This is a genomic window from Catenulispora sp. GP43 (genome assembly GCF_041260665.1).
Lineage (GTDB): Bacteria > Actinomycetota > Actinomycetes > Streptomycetales > Catenulisporaceae > Catenulispora.
The window spans coordinates 182,760-199,335 of sequence record NZ_JBGCCT010000001.1 but is presented as its reverse complement, the minus strand read 5'-3'; the positions used below and the strand labels follow the sequence as shown (position 1 = coordinate 199,335).

Below are 16,576 nucleotides of genomic sequence, written 5' to 3'. Positions count from 1 at the left end.
ACCCCGGGCGGCCGCAACGCCGAGTTCCTCGGCGAGCAGGGCCAGCAGCCAGGGCTGATGATAGACGCCGTCACCACCGGCGGCGAGGACATAGTGGCTTCGCGCGATCCGGTCGACTCCGAGTTCGGGGTGCAGGCGCGCAGCCAGTGGCAGCTGGTGCTGCGCCGGTTCCGGCAGCACAAACTGGCGATGGCCTCGCTGGTGGTGCTGTTCCTGGTGTTCCTGTTCGCCTTCCTCGGACCGGTGATCTGGCACTACGGGCCGAACGACTTCACCAACGACTTCTCAGTGGCCCCCTCTCTCAAGCACCCGTTCGGCACCGACTCCAACGGCGCCGACCACATGGCGCAGGTGATGGCCGGCACCCAGCTGTCGATGAAGATCGCCTTCGTGGTGGCGGTGGGGGCCTCGGTCGTCGGCTCGATCTACGGCGCGGTCTCCGGCTACTACCGGGGTGTCACCGACAGCCTGATGATGCGCCTGGTCGACCTGTTCCTGACCATCCCAGCCCTGGCCGTCGGCGCCCTGCTGGGCAAGAAGTTCGGCAACAACTGGGTGCTGCTGGCTCTGGTCCTGGCCGGCCTGCTGTGGACCGGCTCGGCCCGTGTGGTGCGCGGCCAGGTGCTCTCCATCCGCGAGAAGGAGTTCGTCGAGGCCGCGCGGGCGCTGGGCGCCACCGACAAGCGGATCATCTTCCGGCACATCATCCCGAACGTGGCCGGTCCGATCATCGTGTTGTTCACCCTGCTGGTGGCCACCGCGGTGCTGACCGAGACGGCGCTGAGCTACCTGGGCTTCGGCGTCCAGTTCCCCGACATCTCGCTCGGCTCGCTGATCACCGCCGGCGAGACGGCGGCGACCGGCGGACGCGGCTGGCTGTTCTACTTCCCGGGCCTGTTCATCATCCTGATCGCGCTGACCGTGAACTTCATCGGCGACGGCCTGCGCGACGCCCTAGACCCGACCCAGACGAAGGTCCGCGCATGAGCTCTGAGATCCCGGCGCCAGACCCCGCCGTCCCCGGCCCCGCGCGCGAGACGGTCCTGGCCATCGAGGACCTGACCGTCACCTTCCCCAGCGACGCGGGGCCCGTGAAGGCGGTGCGCGGCGTCACCTACGACCTGCGCTCCGGCGAGGTGCTGGGCATCGTCGGTGAGTCCGGATCCGGCAAGTCGGTGTCCTCGATGGCGGTCATGGGCCTGCTGCCGAAGACGGCGAAGATCACCGGCTCGGTGCGCTTCCGGGGCCGGGAGCTGCTCGGGCTCACCGAGAAGGAGATGACCGACATCCGGGGCAAGAAGATCGCGATGATCTTCCAGGACCCGATGACCTCGCTGAACCCGGTCTACAAGATCGGCTGGCAGCTGGCCGAGGCGGTGCGGGCGCACAACGACGTCTCCCACGCGGTCGCGCGCAAGCGGGCCACGGACCTGCTGGAGATCGTCGGCATCCCCTCGCCGGACAAGCGGATCGACCAGTACCCGCACGAGTTCTCCGGCGGCATGCGCCAGCGCGTGGTGATCGCCATCGCGATGGCCAACGACCCGGACGTGATCATCGCCGACGAGCCGACCACCGCGCTGGACGTGACGGTGCAGGCCCAGGTTCTGGAGGCGCTGCGGGCGGCGCAGAAGGAGACCGGCGCCGCCATGGTGCTGATCACCCACGACCTCGGCGTGGTCGCCGGCCAGGCCGACCGGGTCCTGGTGATGTACGCCGGCAAGCCGGTCGAGACCGGCCCCATCGACGGCATCTACTACCACCCGCGCATGCCGTACACGGTGGGCCTGCTGGGCTCACTGCCGCGGCTGGACCAGCGCAGCCAGGAGAAGCTGACCCCGATCCCGGGTACCCCGCCCTCGGTGGTGAACCTGCCGCCGGGCTGCCCCTTCGCCCCGCGCTGCCCGCTGCGGACCGACATCTGTCTGGAGTCCGAGCCGGCCCTGCTGCCCGCCCTCGGGGCCGACCACGAGGCCGCGTGCCACCACTCGGACCTGCTGGCGCACGAGGGCGCGATGGACATCTTCAGCACCGACCCCAACGCCGTGCCGGGCGAGGGCCCGGACGCCGACCCCAACGCCGACCCCAACGCCGACCCCAACGCCGTGCCGGGCCAGGGCCCGGACGCCGGCCCGGACGCCGAGCCGGGCAACGAGAACGGAGCCGCGCAGTGAGCACGTCCGCCACGTCCCCCGCGGCCGCCGGACCCCCGGCGAGCACGGCCGCGCCGCTGCTGACAGTGAAGAACCTGGTCAAGGAGTTCCCGATCCGCTCCAGCGGCCTGGTGCGCAAGCAGGTCGGCGTGGTGCAGGCGGTCTCGGACATCTCCTTCGAGATCGCCGCCGGCGAGACCCTGGGCCTGGTCGGCGAGTCCGGCTGCGGCAAGTCCACGACCTCCCGCGCGGTCCTGCACCTGCAGCCGGCCACCAGCGGCCAGGTGGTGTTCGACGGCGTGGACCTGACCACCGTGGGCAAGAACGAGCTGCGCCGCCTGCGCCGCGACATGCAGCTGGTCTTCCAGGACCCGTTCGCCTCGCTGGACCCGCGCATCACGGTCAACGAGATCATCGCCGAACCGCTGCGCATCCACGGTCTGTACGGCGACAAGACCGCGGGCCGCGCGAAGGTCAACGAGCTGATGGCCACCGTCGGCCTCAAGCCCGAGCACGGCAACCGCTACCCGCACGAGTTCTCCGGCGGCCAGCGCCAGCGCATCGGCATCGCCCGGGCCCTGGCGCTGCGGCCCAAGCTGCTGGTCCTGGACGAGCCGGTGTCGGCGCTGGACGTCTCCATCCAGGCCGGCGTGATCAACCTGCTGGAGGAACTGCAGGACGAGCTGCACCTGGCCTACTTGTTCGTCGCCCACGACCTGTCGGTGGTCCGGCACATCGCCGACCGGGTGGCGGTGATGTATCTGGGCAAGATCGTCGAGCTCGGCCCCCGGGACCAGCTCTTCGACCATCCGCAGCACCCGTACACGCAGGCGCTGATCTCGGCGATCCCGATCCCCGACCCGCGCCGCGAGCGGACCCGGCAGCGCATCCTGCTGCAGGGCGACGTCCCGTCCCCGGCGAACCCGCCGTCCGGCTGCCGCTTCCGGACCCGGTGTCCGAAGTTCCTGACCCTGACCCCCGAGCAGCAGCGCAAGTGCATCGACGAGGAGCCGCTGCTGGTCGGCCGCGGCCCGGGCGGGATGGCGACCAGCGATGACGCCGTGCACAAGGCGGCCTGTCACTACGCGGAGTCTGTGCAGTTGCTCTGAGACGGCAGGAGCGGCCCGGTCTGGAAGAACCAGTCCGGGCCCGGGTGCCTACTGCACGATCTTCGTCGGCCGAACGCCGATCTTGACCCGGTACTGCGCGTCGTCCGGGACGACGGCGGTCCCGTCGTACCACTCCGACAGGATCTGGAACATCGTGGCCTCGGGGTCGTCCTCGATCTTCTCCACCACGCCGCGCACTTCCAGGTACCCGTACGCGTCGTCGGGGTCGATCATCGAGATCGCGACGCGCGGCTCGTGCGCGATGTTCTTGAACTTCTGCCGCCGGTTGGTGTGGGTGAACCAGATCAGCTCACCGTCCCACTTGAACCACATCGGGTTCACCTGCGGCGCCCCGTCGGGGCGGACCGTGGCCAGGTTGACCAGGACCGGCTTCTCCAGGAGGGCGAGGGCTTCGGCGGGGATCTCAATCGTCATGCGGTGTCCCAACTAGTCGTGCGGGTGTTGCCATTCCCGATCATCGCGCGCGGGCGGCGTACTCGTCGATCTCGGCGGTCAGCGCGCGCTTGCCGTCGGCGTCCAGGAACGAGGCCCGGACCGCGTTCTCGGCGAGTTCGGCCACGCCGCGCTCGTCCAGGCCCAGCAGCTTGGCGGCGACCTCGTACTCGTGGTTCAGCTCGGTCCCGAACATCGGCGGGTCGTCGCTGTTGACCGTGACCAGCAGGCCGGCGTCGACCATCTGCCGGATCGGGTGCCGGTCCAGGTCCTTCACCACGCCGGTGGCGATGTTGGAGGTCGGGCAGACCTCGATCGGGATCCGGTGCTCGCCCAGGTACTCGATCAGCTCGGGGTCCTGCACCAGCGAGGTGCCGTGCCCGATGCGCTCGGCCTTCAGGTGCCGCAGCGCGTCCCAGACCGTCTCCGGACCGGTGGACTCGCCGGCGTGCGGCACGCTGTGCAGGCCCAGCGCCAGCGCCCGCTCGAAGTACGGCGCGAACTGCGGCCGCGGCACCCCGATCTCCGGGCCGCCGAGTCCGAACCCGACCAGCGCCTCCGGCTGCCGGGCCTCGATCAGCGCCACCGTGGCCTCGGCGGCCTCGAGCCCGGACTCGCCGGGGATGTCGAAGACCCACTTGAGGGTCAGCCCGAAGTCGCGCTGCGCCAGGACCCGCGCGTCCTCGATCGCCTCCAGGTACGCCATCCCGTCGATCCCGCGGCGCATGTGCGAGCTCGGCGTGCAGGTCAGCTCCGCGTACCGGATGTTCTGCGCGGCCATGTCCCGCGCCACCCCGTAGGTCAGGTCCCTGATGTCCTCGGGGGTCCGGATCAGGTCCACCACGTTCAGGTACAGCTCGACGAAGTGCCGGAAGTCGGTGAAGGTGAAGTACTCGGCCAGCCGCTCCGGATCGGCCGGGACGTCGGTCGCGCCCTCGTAGCGGGCCGCGAGGTCGGCGACGACGCGCGGCGAGGCCGATCCGACGTGGTGGACATGGAGCTCGGCCTTGGGTAGGCCCTGGATGAAGTCGCGCATGGCCGCGATTCTGCCGTACGCCGGGGGCGCCGGCTCGATCCGCTGGTCAGACGGCCGCCGCCGCTGCCTTCAGTGCTCGCTCATGCGCAGGATCGGGTTGTCCCGGCCGGCTCCGACGACCGAGAGCACCAGGCCGATCGCGGCGTAGGCGACGAACACCCAGATCGCCGTCCCCAGTCCCTGGGAGTGGAAGTAGGCCACCCCGCGCACCGCGTTGGTGCCCTGGAAGTTCGGCAGCCACGGCCCGATCACCCGCCAGAACGTCGGCAGCATGTTCCGGGGCCAGGGCCCGGCGCCGGACGGGTTGCCGAGGATCACGAACAGGCCGATCACGATGCCGGTGCCGATCAGCCCGAGGAAGGTCTGCAGGCCGTTGGCGAAGACCGACACGCAGAAAACGACCAGCATGCCGATCAGCGCCTGGGTCCACCAGCCGCCGCCGAGGAAGTCCATGATCGTGTGCACGATCAGCGTCCCGCCGATGCCGCCGAGCACGCTGTAGACGGCCAGCATCCCGATGCGCTCCAGCGCCAGGCGGGGCGTCGCGCTCTTCATCCCGCCCATCAGGCCGACCAGGGTCGAGGCCAGGTAGCCGCCGACGGTCCAGGCGATGACCAGGTAGAACGGGACCAGGCCCTCCTCGTCGCCGCTGTGCGGCGGCAGGACGTCCCGCACCTGGAGCGTGTGCTGCTGCGCCTGGGCCGCCCGGCTGAAGGCGACGGTCAGCGCCTGCGGGGCTGCCGGGCCGATGGCCGTGGTCACCAGGAGCTGGTCGGTGGTGCCGACGGCCGCCGGGAGGTAGGCCCCGAGCACGCTGCGGTGCGTGATCGCGTTCGTCGCGGCCTCGGGGCTGGCCTGCGGCTTGAGGGTGAACAGCGGGCCGGACTCGTCAGCGGTCTTCTGCAACTGCTGGACCACCTGCGGCGGCGCCACCACGCCGACGGGCATGCGGTGCGGAGGCTGCGGGGCGTGCAGGGCGCCGATGTAGGAGACGACGAAGGCCAGCTGCATGAGCAGGGCCATGAAGACGAAGAAGCCGATCCGTCCCTTGCGCCCGCGCTCATCGAGGTCGGCGTTGGCGGCAGCGAGGGCGGCACGGTTCATGCCTGGTCCGGTACCCGGCGCCTCGCCCGGAATGCCAGGATTCTGCCGAACGGGTGATCGAGATCACCGCGGGGTGCGGCGGGGTCCGGCTACTTCTTCGTGCGGGTCTTCTTCTCCTGCTCGCGCGGCACGCCGCCGATCATCCTCGGCATGCGCCCGAGCGTGGTGGCCGGCGTCGGCAGCGGACGGGCCGCGCCCGACCCGCCGTCCGGCGCCACGGCGCCACCCAGCGGCGGCATCCGCAGGAGCGCCGACTCCGCGGCCCACCGCTGCTGGTACTGGTCGCCCTCGGCGAGGTTCAGACGCTCGGCGTGCAGCGCCTCGGCGGCCGCGCCCCACTCGGGGGTGCCCGGGACCACCAGCTCGACCTGGCTCAGGAAGCTGATCAGGCGGCCGCCCTGGTCCTTGCTCCGGATCGCGACCTCCACCACGCGGCCCGGCACCGCCCACAGCGGCAGCGGCTGCTCGGCCCCGCCGGCGACGATGGTCACCGCGCCCTCGTGCCAGACGTGCCAGACCGCCTGCGGCCCGCCGGGGCGCGCGGCGGCGGCCTTCGCGGACAAGCCCGCCGGGCTCAGCCACACCAGCCCGGACTTCTTGGCGGCCTCCTCGATCAGCGCGGCGTCGAAGTCGGGCTCGGGCACCCACGGGGTCTGGCTGGCGGTCTTCTCCGGCATGGCCGTAGCGTCTCATACCTTGCGCGGCGGGACGGCTGTTCGGCCGCGCTTCGGGGCCGGGTATCGCCGGGCACGAAGTCTCTCGGGCGCCGCATGGGCCGCCCGCCTGCCGCTGTCCGCGCCGCCGCCCGCGCTGCCGCCCGCCCTCCGTGCCCCGGATGCCCGCATTCTGGGCACCGCCCGGACCGCCTTGCGCCCGCGGATACGCTGTTATCGCCGATAGGAGCACCATCCGCGATAGGGGCTTACACGTGACCGGGACCCGCAGGTGACCGCCGACAGCGCCGCGACCGTACCGACGGCGGCGCCGCCGGTCCCGCTCCGTGTCTCGGCCGTGCACCGGCCGCCGAAGGCCGACGTGGCGGTGCTCGGGGTCGCCGTCACCGCGGTGGGCACCTCCGGGCCGCTGATCGCCGCCGCCGCGGCGCCGGCGATGGCCATCGCCTTCTGGCGCAACGCGATAGCCGCCGCGGTCTTCGCGCCCTACGTCCTGCTGCGCGCGAACCTGCGGGCCGAGCTGCGGGGCCTCGGGCGCCGGACCACCGTGCTCGCCCTGGTGTCGGGCCTCATCCTCGGGGCGCACTTCGCGACGTGGACCCCGTCGGCGAAGCTCTCGTCGGTGGCCTCGGCGACGGCGTTCGCCGCGACGCAGCCGATCTTCGCCGCGATCGTGGCGCGGATCCTGGGGCACCACGTGCCGCGGCGGGCGTTCGCCGGGATCGCGGTGGCGTTCGCCGGGGTGATCGTGTTGTCGGGGGTGGACTTCCACGCTTCGTTCCGGGCGTTCGAGGGCGATCTGCTGGCGTTGACCGCCGCCGCGTTCGCGGCCGTCTACATGACCATCGGCGGGGAGGTGCGGAAGACGGCTTCGCTGCCGACCTACGCCTTTCTTTGTTATGGCGCAGCGTCGGTCTTCCTGATCGGGGCGGTCGGCGCGACCGGGTCCGAGCTCGTCGGGTTCAGCGGCAACGCGTGGGTGAAGATCGGGGCGCTCACCCTTCTGGCGCAGTTCCTCGGGCACACTCTGTTCAACCGGGTCGTGAAGACCACCAGTGCCACCGTCATCTCGACGTCGATCCTGCTCGAGGTGCCCATGGCGGCGCTGATCGCCGCCTTGTTCCTGCACCAGATCCCCTCCTTGTGGGCGATTCCGGGGGCGGTGCTGATTCTGGGCGGGCTGCTGCTCGTGGTGACGGCGAACCGTGGGCAGGGCGGGCACTGACCGCTGGAGAACCGCTATAGAACGGCCCCGGGAAGTGGCGCGCGTCATGATGACGCCCTAGGTGACCCGCCAGTAACGTGACGGCTATATCAAGCGGTCCGTACCCACCCCGGGAGGGAACCCACCCATGTCCCAGTCCGCTCGCCCGCAGCGCCCGCGCCGTTCGTGTCTGGCCGTCCCCGGCTCCAACCCGCGCTTCCTGGAGAAGGCGCAGGGGCTGCCGGCCGACCAGGTGTTCCTGGACCTGGAGGACGCCTGCGCCCCGCTGGCCAAGCCGGAGGCCCGGCACACGATCGTGAAGTTCCTCAACGAGGGGGACTGGACCGGCAAGGCCCGGGTCGTGCGCGTCAACGACTGGACCACCGAGTGGACCTACCGCGACGTGGTCACCGTGGTCGAGGGCGCCGGCCAGAACCTGGACGCCATCATGCTGCCGAAGGTGCAGAACGCGGCCCAGGTGCAGGCGCTGGACCTGCTGCTGACGCAGATCGAGAAGACCATGGGCTTCGAGGTCGGCAAGATCGGGATCGAGGCGCAGATCGAGAACGCCGCCGGCCTGGTGAACGTCGACGAGATCGCCGCCGCCAGCCCGCGGCTGGAGACCATCATCTTCGGCCCGGCCGACTTCATGGCGAGCATCAACATGAAGTCGCTGGTCGTCGGGGCCCTGATCCCCGGCTACCCGGCCGACCCGTACCACTACATCCTCATGCGGATCCTGATGGCCGCGCGCATGCACAACCTGCAGGCGATCGACGGGCCGTTCCTGCAGATCCGCGACGTGGACGCCTTCCGCGAGGTCGCCGGCCGCTCGGCCGCGCTCGGCTTCGACGGCAAGTGGGTGCTGCACCCCGGCCAGGTCGACGCGGCCAACGAGATCTACTCGCCGTCGCAGGAGGACTACGACCACGCCGAGCTGATCCTGGACGCCTACGACTACTGCACGTCCGAGGCCGGCGGGAAGAAGGGCTCGGCGATGCTGGGCGACGAGATGATCGACGAGGCCTCCCGCAAGATGGCGCTGGTCATCGCGGGCAAGGGCCGCGTCGCCGGGATGAGCCGCACCACTTCATTCGAGATCCCGGAGGCCTGAGATGGGACGCCTTGCGCAGACCGACGGGCTGACCGACATCCAGGAGGAGATCCTGGCGACGGTCCGCACCTTCGTGGACAAGGAGATCATCCCGGTCGCCAACGACCTGGAGCACGCCGACGAGTACCCGACGCAGATCGTCGAGGGCATGAAGGAGATGGGCCTGTTCGGGCTCATGATCCCCGAGGAGTACGGCGGCCTCGGCGAGTCGCTGCTCACCTACGCGCTGGTGGTCGAGGAGATCGCGCGCGGCTGGATGTCGGTGTCCGGGATCCTGAACACCCACTTCATCGTGGCCTACATGATCAAGCAGCACGGCACCGACGAGCAGAAGCAGCACTTCCTGCCGCGGATGGCAGAGGGCGAGGTGCGTGCCGCGTTCTCGATGTCGGAGCCTGCGCTCGGCTCGGACGTCGCGGCGATCACCACCAAGGGCGTCCCCGACGGCGACGACTACGTCATCAACGGCCAGAAGATGTGGCTGACCAACGGCGGCTCCTCCACCCTGGTCGCCCTGCTGGCCCGCACCGACCTCGGCGAGGCGGCGGCGCACAAGAACCTCACCACCTTCCTGGTGGAGAAGCCGGCCGGTTTCGGCGAGGTGGCGCCCGGCCTGACCGTCCCGGGCAAGATCCAGAAGATGGGCTACAAGGGCGTCGACACCACCGAGCTGGTGCTGTCCGACTACCGCATCCCGGCGAACCGGATCCTCGGCGGCGCCCCGGGCAAGGGCTTCGCGCACATGATGGACGGCGTCGAGGTCGGCCGGGTCAACGTCGCCGCCCGCGCCTGCGGCATCGCGGTCCGGGCCTTCGAGCTCGGCGCCGCCTACGCCCAGCAGCGCACCACCTTCGGCAAGCCGATCGCCCAGCACCAGGCCATCCAGTTCAAGCTGGCCGAGATGGGCGTCAAGGTCGAGGCCGCGCACGCGATGATGGTCCGCGCGGCGAAGGTCAAGGACGCCGGCCGGCGCAACGACCTGGAGGCCGGGATGGCGAAGTACCTGGCCGCCGAGTACTGCAAGGAGGTCGTCGAGGACTCCTTCCGGATCCACGGCGGCTACGGGTACTCCAAGGAGTACGAGATCGAGCGGCTGTACCGCGAGGCGCCGATGCTGCTGATCGGCGAGGGCACCGCCGAGATCCAGAAGATGATCATCGGTCGGCGGCTGCTCGAGGACTACAAGGCGAAGTAGGACCGCGTCGATCTCGTCGATCTCGTCGACCCGGTCCCCATGGTGCCCGGCTTCCTCAGGAAGGCCGGGCGCTTCGGGTTTTGGGCTGGTTTGCGTGGGATCATGGCCGGATGGAGGCGCGGTGAGGTTCGTCGATGATCGCGGCACGCTGCTGCACGTCGTCCGGGACGGCCGGGGCGGACCGGTGGTGCTGTTCGTCCAGGGCCTGGCCGGCGCCTGGTTCGAGTGGGACCCGGTGGTGCCGATGCTGGCCGCCGACCACCGGCTGGTGCGCTTCGACCGCCCGGGCCTGGGCTGGTCGCAGCAGGAGTACGGGGACGACGGCCGGCCGGCGCCGCAGACCCTGGTCGGCGAGGCCGAGCGGCTGGGCCGGGTCCTGGACGCGGTCGGCGTCGGGCCCGAGGAGAAGGTCTTCGTGGTCGCGCACTCCTACGGGGCCTTCCACGCCGAGGCGTTCGCGCGCCTGCATCCCGAGCGGATCGCCGGGGTCGTCTTCGTCGACGCCAGCGCCGAGCCGGACGTCACCCCCGCGCCCGGCGGCGCGGGGCGCACCCTGGGCCGGGCCCTGGTGCGCGGGACCCGGCTGCTCGGGCTGAACCAGGTGCTGGGCCCGGCGGTGCGGCGGCTGGTCTACCAGAGCGCGAGCACGACGCACCGGGACCCGGACCGGGAACTGGGGCGCGCAGTCTACCGGTCCAGCCGGGTCGCGGCGGCGGTCGTGAACGAGTTGTCCTCGTACCGGCCGAGCGCGGTGGAGTTGCTTGAGCTGCGCTGCGAGCGCCCCTTTCCCGAGGTTCTGGTCCAGGTGCTGGTGGGGGCGGCGGGCGCGGCAGAGGACGGACACGCGCGGCGCTGGGTCGAACGCCAGCGCGATTTCGCGGGCTTGTTTCCCGGGGCCGAAGTCGTAGAGTTACCCGATGCCAAACACCTGATCGCCGCCGACCGGCCGGACGCCGTCGCCACCGCCGTGCGCTCGCTGGGTTTTTGAGTGGTCGCTCCCGCTGCGGGGCCGGGTTGCGGCAGGATGGTGCCTTGAGGCGGTTGAAGAGCGCGAACGTATAGGGCGGGAAGTAAACAGTGGCGACTTACTACGTCATAGCGAGGATGGACGGGACACGATTCGTGGGGCCGGACCACCACAAGGTCGACCTCTGCGACGCCCTCGAGCGGGGCGTGACCACGTTCATCCCCTCGGCGTGGCAGGACCACGACCCGCTGTCCCTCGACGACGACGAGGCCTCGCCGAAGTCCGAAGTCCCGGTCGGCCTGCTGGTCTACCCCGACCCGGCACAGGCGGGCCTGGGCATCGCCGACGACATGACGCTCTCCCTCGGCATCGACGGCGGCTTCCGCCTGTTCCAGCTCCAGGCCGTCCCGGCCCCGGAGCACTACACGCCCTCCAGCGCGATCGGCGCCAAGGCCATCGTCACCCGCGAGTTCCTGGTGGTGGCCGAGGTCCCGGGCTGGTGGGCCTACGGCCCGCACGGCCGCCACGTCAACGGCCTGATCACCGCGGTCTCCAACCTGGAGCGCGAGCAGGTGGACCAGATAGGGGTCAGCCTGGAGCGCCCCGACGTGATCTTCGAGGTGGACCGCCGCGAGGTCCTGGACGCCGCCGACCTGGAGCTGCTGCGCCACGACCGCGTCGGCGCCGCCCGAGTGGCCCGCGGCTACGCCCGCGCCGCCACCTACCGCGCCTGGGACCGCGACGCCGGCCTGTCCCGCGCCGCCTCCCTGATCGGCGACCTGGCGCACGCCACGGTGGTCGGCGACGTGCTGAGCGAGGAGCAGCTGACGCTGCTGCTGAAGAAGCTCACGCCGCACATCTCCGAGGTGATGCCGGCCGGGGAGATGGAGGCCTACGGGTCGGTGGCCGACGAGGACGCCGGCGACGGGGAGATCGAGGACTGAGTTCGGCGGCGGGCTCGGTGGTGGTGGCCGGGGCCGGCCGGGCCACCGAGCCACCGAGCCACCGAGTTGCCGAGCCGCCGAGCCGCCGAGGCCTGGTGGGTTGCTGGGCTGCCGAGCTGAGCTGCTGCTACGAGCCTGCCGGACTAAGCTGCCCGCCGAGCCGCTGAGCTGCCGCCGAGGCCGCTGCGTTGCTTGAGCGGCCATCGCCGCCGATGGGCTGTCGGTCACGCCGCCGGGCATCACATCAAGCCGGGGCACCTCGTCAAGAACGTGGCGGACCTCACCGCCCCGCGTACTACTGGCGAGTAGCCTGCTGCGCGAAGATGACGGGGGACAGCGGCAGCGCCGACCGGTGGACGACCGGCGGCGACCAGGCGGAAGGGATCCGGAGCATGCAGTTCGGCCGGTATTTCGAGGAGTTCGAGGTCGGCGCGGTGTACAAGCACTGGCCGGGCAAGACGGTCACCGAGTACGACGACCACCTGTTCTGCCTGATCACCATGAACCACCACCCGCTCCACATGGACGCCAACTACGCCGAGGAGACGACCGACTTCAAGCGCAACGTCGTCGTCGGCAACTACATCTACTCGCTGCTGCTGGGCATGTCCGTGGCGGACGTGTCGGGCAAGGCGATCGCGAACCTGGAAGTGGAGTCGCTGCGGCATATCGCGCCGACCTTCCACGGCGACACCATCTACGGCGAGACCGAGGTCCTGGACAAGACCGAGTCCAAGTCCAAGTCCGACCGCGGCATCGTGTACGTCCAGACCAAGGGCTACAAGCAGGACGGCACCGTGGTCTGCGTCTTCCGCCGCAAGGTGATGGTGCCCAAGCGCTCGTACGGCGAGGCCAGGGGCGGCGAGCAGCCCGGCCGCCCGACTCCGGCGGCGTAGCCGGAGCCGGGGACGGGTAGGTATGGGGCGCGCGCCCGAAACCGCGCCCCATCACCGGCCCGACCCGCCCGCCATCCGGGTGACGGGGCTTGACGGACCGGCGCCGACGAGAGGACCGTCAGTCTCTATGAAGGCCGAGCCCAGCTGCCCACGCTGTGGGAGCCGGGTGCGCGCCCCCGGCCTGCTGTCCACGACCTGGCAGTGCGACCTGCACGGCGCGATCCACCCGCTCCAGCCCGTGCAGCCCCCCACCGTGAAGGAACTGGCCGAGACGGCCGCCAACAGCCAGGTCCCGGTGTGGATGCCCTGGCCGCTGCCGACCGGCTGGGAGTTCACCGGGGTCGCCTATGCCGGCGACGAGGCCGGGGCCCGCGCGACCGCGGTGGCCTGTGCCGGTCCCAACCCGTTCGGCGGCATCGGGGAACTGGTGCTGATCGCCGAGGAGATGGGCGTCGGTCTCGGGGCCTGCTTCGCCGGCCTGGACGGCTTCGACCCCGGCCGCACCTTCGAGCAGACGGCCGCGCACGCCAAGCTCTACGCCGCGGGCCGCTCCACGTCCATGTGGTGCGTCCCGGACACCGGCGACCGCGCGGTGTTCCTCGGCGAGGCCGGCGGCCTGTGGCTGTGGGCCGTGCTGTGGCCGCACGACGCGGCCCACCTCATGTACGACGATCTGGTGATCACCGACCTGCGCGACGCCGGCAGCGAGATCGACTGGATCCCGGTCGGCGGGCTGTCCGCGCGGCTGATGGAGATGTAGCGGCTCTGACGGGTCCGGCGGGAGCCCGGGCTGTTCGCGGTTTCTCTTGGAAATGGGCACAACGGTGTGAACCTCGTGTGACCGTCGGCCCCGACCGGCCCGCCGCCCGCGCGGGGTAAGCCAGAATGACCGACGTGACCCACACCGTGCGCGACATCATCCTCCTCGGCTCGACCGGCTCCATCGGCACCCAGACCCTCGATCTGGTCGCCCGCAATCCCGACCGCTTCCGGGTCGTCGGCCTGGCGGCCGGCGGCGGGAACCCGGAGCTGCTCGCCGAGCAGGCACTGGCCACCGGCGCGCGCACGGTGGCGGTGGCCAAGGCCAGTGTCGCCCAGGATCTGAACCTCGCGTTCTACGCCGCGGCCCAGAAGCGCGGCTACTCCGCCGGCGAGTTCCAGATCCCTGAGATCCTCGCCGGCCCCGAGGCCGCGACCGAACTGGCCGCCCGCGAGTGCGACATCGTGCTGAACGCCATCGACGGCGCCGCCGGTCTGAAGGCCACCCTGGTCGCGCTGGAGTCCGGGCGGACGCTCGCGCTGGCCAACAAGGAGTCGCTGATCATCGGCGGCGACCTGGTGGCCCGGCGGGCCAAGCCCGGCCAGATCGTCCCGGTCGACTCCGAGCACTCGGCGCTGGCCCAGGCGCTGCGCGGCGGCCGGGCCGAGGAGGTCGACAAGCTCATCGTCACCGCCTCCGGCGGCCCGTTCCGCGGCCGTACCCGCGCCGAGATGGCGGACGCGACGCCCGAACAGGCGATGAAGCACCCGACGTGGAACATGGGCCCGCTGGTCACCTGCAACTCCGCGACCCTGGTGAACAAGGGCCTGGAGGTGATCGAGGCGCACCTGTTGTTCGACGTCCCCTTCGAGCGCATCGAGGTCGTGGTGCACCCGCAGTCCATCGTGCACTCGATGGTGCAGTTCGTGGACGGCTCCACCCTGGCCCAGGCCAGCCCGCCGGACATGCGGCTGCCGATCGCCCTGGCGCTGGGCTGGCCGGACCGGATCCCCGGCGCCGCCCCGGCCATAGACTGGACGAAGGCGTCCACCTGGGAGTTCTTCCCGCTTGACGACGAGGCCTTCCCCTCGGTCCGGCTGGCCAAGCAGGTCGGCGCAACCGGCGGGACGGCTCCGGCCGTCTTCAACGGTGCCAACGAGGAATGTGTGGCCGCATTCCTCGCCGGCCGCCTCCGCTTCCCGGCGATCGTCGATACCATCGAACGGGTGGTCGCCGAACACTCCGGTTCAGGGCGCTCTCAGGGTGGGGACCTTACTCTGGAGGCCGTTCTCGAGGCGGATTCCTGGGCGCGTGCGCGGGCACGCGAACTGACGGCCGGCTGAGGAGACGACACGCGTCGACCGGCACCTGTGCCGACAACGTTAGGTGGATAAGTGGGCCCGCTAGGCATCATCCTGTTCGCCCTCGCGCTCATCGCATCGATCATGCTGCACGAGGCCGGGCACATGGTGTGCGCGCGCAAGGCCGGCGGCAAGGTGACCGAGTTCTTCGTCGGTTTCGGGCCGCGGATCTGGTCGTTCCGCAAGGGCGAGACCGAGTACGGCGTCAAGGCGATCCCGGCCGGCGGCTACGTCAAGATCATCGGGATGACGGACCTGGAGCCGATCGACCCGGAGGACGAGCCGCGGGCCTTCTACCGCAAGCCGCTGGGCTGGCGGCTGCTGACGCTGTCGGCCGGCTCGCTCGTGCACTTCATCATCGCCCTGGTGCTGCTCCTGATCGTCCCGCTGACCTGGGGCGTGGCCACCCGGGACCTGTCCGGGACGGTCGGCACGGTCACCCAGTGCCTGAAGACGACGGCCGGCGACTGCGGCACCGGCGACGCCGCGAGCCCGGCCAAGGCCGCCGGCCTGATGAACGGCGACAAGATCGTCGCGGTGAACAACGTGCCGACCCACAGCTGGACCGACGTCACCGACCAGCTGCACAAGGGGGAGCCCTCGCTCGGCAGCGACAACAAGCCGACCAGCGCCCCGGTCCCGGTGAGCGTGACCTACGTGCGCGACGGCCAGCAGCACACCACCACGATCACCCCGGCCGTCGGCAACGTCTCGGCCGACCCCAAGCAGGTCCAGCTCGGCCTGATGATCGGCATCCAGGCGCCGCCGGTGGTCACCAAGCACCCCGGCCCGATCAGCGCGGCGGGCGACGGCTTCAGCACCTTCGGGTCCTACGCCAAGGGCTCGGTGACCGGCCTGGTCAACATCCCGGCCTCGATCCCCAAGCTGTTCCAGGCCACCACCAGCGACAAGCCGCGCTCGGCGGACGCCCCGGTGGGCGTGGTCGGCATGGCCAGCCTGACTGGCAGCGTGATCAAGGACGGCGGCTACGCGAGCTTCCTGCAGTACATCGCGAGCATCAACCTGTTCATCGGCATCTTCAACCTGCTGCCGCTGCTGCCCCTGGACGGCGGGCACATCGCGATCGCGCTGTACGAGGCCGGCCGCCGCAAGGTCGCCAAGCTGGTCGGCCGGCCCGACCCGGGCCGCGTGGACCTGAACAAGCTGATGCCGGCCGCGTTCACCTTCCTGGTGCTGTTCGTCGGCCTGTCGCTGCTGCTGATGGCCGCCGACATCACCAACCCGCTGCGCTTCCCGAGCTGAGCCGTACTTCCCGAGCTGACCTGCCCTTTCCGAGCCGCCCGGCGCCGTTTCGGCGCCGGGCGGCTTGCTGTCGGTCGGCTCGACCAGCCTCGCCGCATGGCTGTCACCGTTGCCGAGATCGCCGGGTACGCGGACCTGGACCTGGCCGCGGTCGAGACCGACTTCCGCGCCCTGGCGCAGCCCGGCGTGCCGGCCCCGGAGGTCGGGCTTCTCGCCGTCCTCGGGCATTGACGACAGGGCGTCCCCGCGATAGCTGTGACCTGCGCCACCATGGCGCCGGTGAAGGCCGAGTGAAAATCTCGCGGTGGGTACGGGGCTCTCGCCAACGTGCCGTAGCGTTGTG

Annotated in this window: 17 protein-coding genes; 13 read left to right on the top strand and 4 right to left on the bottom strand. The window is 70.8% G+C overall.

Going from position 1 to position 16,576, the window contains the following annotated elements; genetic code table 11:
• Positions 1–57 precede the first annotated feature (57 nt).
• Genes ABH926_RS00930 through ABH926_RS00920 form a run of 3 tightly spaced genes read left to right on the top strand, consistent with a single transcriptional unit; the run spans position 58 to position 3,262 of the window.
• Positions 58–987: an ABC transporter permease gene (locus tag ABH926_RS00930; RefSeq protein WP_370363805.1), complete on the top strand. Its 930-nt coding sequence runs from the start codon at positions 58–60 to the stop codon at positions 985–987.
• A complete protein-coding gene (locus ABH926_RS00925) occupies positions 984–2,174 on the top strand; it encodes an ABC transporter ATP-binding protein (RefSeq protein WP_370363286.1) in 1,191 nt (396 codons plus the stop codon). Before ABH926_RS00930 ends, ABH926_RS00925 begins: the two co-directional genes overlap by 4 nt.
• The gene (locus tag ABH926_RS00920; protein WP_370363285.1) at positions 2,171–3,262 is read left to right on the top strand and encodes an ABC transporter ATP-binding protein; all 1,092 of its coding nucleotides are present in this window, start codon (positions 2,171–2,173) and stop codon (positions 3,260–3,262) included. The genes ABH926_RS00925 and ABH926_RS00920 overlap by 4 nt, the downstream gene beginning before the upstream one ends.
• Before the next feature lie 48 nt (positions 3,263–3,310).
• Here ABH926_RS00920 and ABH926_RS00915 read toward each other — a convergent pair whose 3' ends face one another.
• The 4 genes from ABH926_RS00915 to ABH926_RS00900 all read right to left on the bottom strand — a co-directional run bounded on the left by ABH926_RS00915 (position 3,311) and on the right by ABH926_RS00900 (position 6,532).
• On the bottom strand, positions 3,311–3,697 hold the full coding sequence (locus ABH926_RS00915) for a PPOX class F420-dependent oxidoreductase (RefSeq protein ID WP_370363284.1): 387 nt from the start codon (positions 3,695–3,697) through the stop codon (positions 3,311–3,313).
• A 40-nt stretch (positions 3,698–3,737) separates the two neighbouring features.
• On the bottom strand, positions 3,738–4,751 hold the full coding sequence (locus tag ABH926_RS00910; RefSeq protein ID WP_370363283.1) for an adenosine deaminase: 1,014 nt from the start codon (positions 4,749–4,751) through the stop codon (positions 3,738–3,740).
• 69 nt (positions 4,752–4,820) lie between these two features.
• Positions 4,821–5,855: a DUF3533 domain-containing protein gene (locus ABH926_RS00905; protein ID WP_370363282.1), complete on the bottom strand. Its 1,035-nt coding sequence runs from the start codon at positions 5,853–5,855 to the stop codon at positions 4,821–4,823.
• 89 nt (positions 5,856–5,944) lie between these two features.
• Positions 5,945–6,532: a hypothetical protein gene (locus tag ABH926_RS00900; protein ID WP_370363281.1), complete on the bottom strand. Its 588-nt coding sequence runs from the start codon at positions 6,530–6,532 to the stop codon at positions 5,945–5,947.
• Positions 6,533–6,800: 268 nt separating this feature from the next.
• Between ABH926_RS00900 and ABH926_RS00895 the strand changes: the two genes are divergently transcribed.
• From ABH926_RS00895 to ABH926_RS00850, 10 genes are all read left to right on the top strand, one after another.
• A complete protein-coding gene (locus ABH926_RS00895; RefSeq protein ID WP_370363280.1) occupies positions 6,801–7,754 on the top strand; it encodes a DMT family transporter in 954 nt (317 codons plus the stop codon).
• A gap of 127 nt (positions 7,755–7,881) precedes the next feature.
• Positions 7,882–8,847 carry a CoA ester lyase gene (locus tag ABH926_RS00890; RefSeq protein WP_370363279.1) on the top strand — a complete coding sequence of 322 codons (966 nt, stop codon included), beginning with the start codon at positions 7,882–7,884 and terminating at the stop codon, positions 8,845–8,847.
• 1 nt (position 8,848) lies between these two features.
• Entirely contained in the window at positions 8,849–10,042 is a 1,194-nt protein-coding gene (locus ABH926_RS00885; RefSeq protein WP_370363278.1) for an acyl-CoA dehydrogenase family protein, read from the top strand.
• 121 nt (positions 10,043–10,163) lie between these two features.
• A complete protein-coding gene (locus ABH926_RS00880; protein WP_370363277.1) occupies positions 10,164–11,030 on the top strand; it encodes an alpha/beta fold hydrolase in 867 nt (288 codons plus the stop codon).
• A 116-nt stretch (positions 11,031–11,146) separates the two neighbouring features.
• Positions 11,147–11,953, top strand: a complete 807-nt coding sequence (locus tag ABH926_RS00875; protein ID WP_370363276.1) for a hypothetical protein — start codon at positions 11,147–11,149, stop codon at positions 11,951–11,953.
• 392 nt (positions 11,954–12,345) lie between these two features.
• Complete coding sequence (locus ABH926_RS00870; protein ID WP_370363804.1) at positions 12,346–12,849, top strand: MaoC family dehydratase; 504 nt, start codon at positions 12,346–12,348, stop codon at positions 12,847–12,849.
• 127 nt (positions 12,850–12,976) lie between these two features.
• On the top strand, positions 12,977–13,609 hold the full coding sequence (locus ABH926_RS00865) for a DUF6758 family protein (protein WP_370363275.1): 633 nt from the start codon (positions 12,977–12,979) through the stop codon (positions 13,607–13,609).
• A gap of 125 nt (positions 13,610–13,734) precedes the next feature.
• Positions 13,735–14,952 (top strand): 1-deoxy-D-xylulose-5-phosphate reductoisomerase, encoded by a 1,218-nt coding sequence (gene dxr / locus ABH926_RS00860; RefSeq protein ID WP_370363274.1) that lies wholly within the window; start codon positions 13,735–13,737, stop codon positions 14,950–14,952.
• 51 nt (positions 14,953–15,003) lie between these two features.
• A complete protein-coding gene (locus tag ABH926_RS00855; RefSeq protein WP_370363272.1) occupies positions 15,004–16,233 on the top strand; it encodes an RIP metalloprotease in 1,230 nt (409 codons plus the stop codon).
• 96 nt (positions 16,234–16,329) lie between these two features.
• Positions 16,330–16,464 (top strand): hypothetical protein, encoded by a 135-nt coding sequence (locus tag ABH926_RS00850; protein WP_370363271.1) that lies wholly within the window; start codon positions 16,330–16,332, stop codon positions 16,462–16,464.
• Positions 16,465–16,576: the final 112 nt, after the last annotated feature.

Coding starts and splice junctions, on each gene's coding strand:
- ABH926_RS00930 (WP_370363805.1), top strand. CDS start 58: ATGATAGACGCCGTCACCACCGGCGGCGAGGACATAGTGGCTTCGCGC.
- ABH926_RS00925 (WP_370363286.1), top strand. CDS start 984: ATGAGCTCTGAGATCCCGGCGCCAGACCCCGCCGTCCCCGGCCCCGCG.
- ABH926_RS00915 (WP_370363284.1), bottom strand. CDS start 3,697: ATGACGATTGAGATCCCCGCCGAAGCCCTCGCCCTCCTGGAGAAGCCG.
- ABH926_RS00910 (WP_370363283.1), bottom strand. CDS start 4,751: ATGCGCGACTTCATCCAGGGCCTACCCAAGGCCGAGCTCCATGTCCAC.
- ABH926_RS00905 (WP_370363282.1), bottom strand. CDS start 5,855: ATGAACCGTGCCGCCCTCGCTGCCGCCAACGCCGACCTCGATGAGCGC.
- ABH926_RS00900 (WP_370363281.1), bottom strand. CDS start 6,532: ATGCCGGAGAAGACCGCCAGCCAGACCCCGTGGGTGCCCGAGCCCGAC.
- ABH926_RS00890 (WP_370363279.1), top strand. CDS start 7,882: ATGTCCCAGTCCGCTCGCCCGCAGCGCCCGCGCCGTTCGTGTCTGGCC.
- ABH926_RS00885 (WP_370363278.1), top strand. CDS start 8,849: ATGGGACGCCTTGCGCAGACCGACGGGCTGACCGACATCCAGGAGGAG.
- ABH926_RS00875 (WP_370363276.1), top strand. CDS start 11,147: ATGGACGGGACACGATTCGTGGGGCCGGACCACCACAAGGTCGACCTC.
- ABH926_RS00870 (WP_370363804.1), top strand. CDS start 12,346: ATGCAGTTCGGCCGGTATTTCGAGGAGTTCGAGGTCGGCGCGGTGTAC.
- ABH926_RS00865 (WP_370363275.1), top strand. CDS start 12,977: ATGAAGGCCGAGCCCAGCTGCCCACGCTGTGGGAGCCGGGTGCGCGCC.
- dxr (WP_370363274.1), top strand. CDS start 13,735: ATGACCGACGTGACCCACACCGTGCGCGACATCATCCTCCTCGGCTCG.
- ABH926_RS00850 (WP_370363271.1), top strand. CDS start 16,330: ATGGCTGTCACCGTTGCCGAGATCGCCGGGTACGCGGACCTGGACCTG.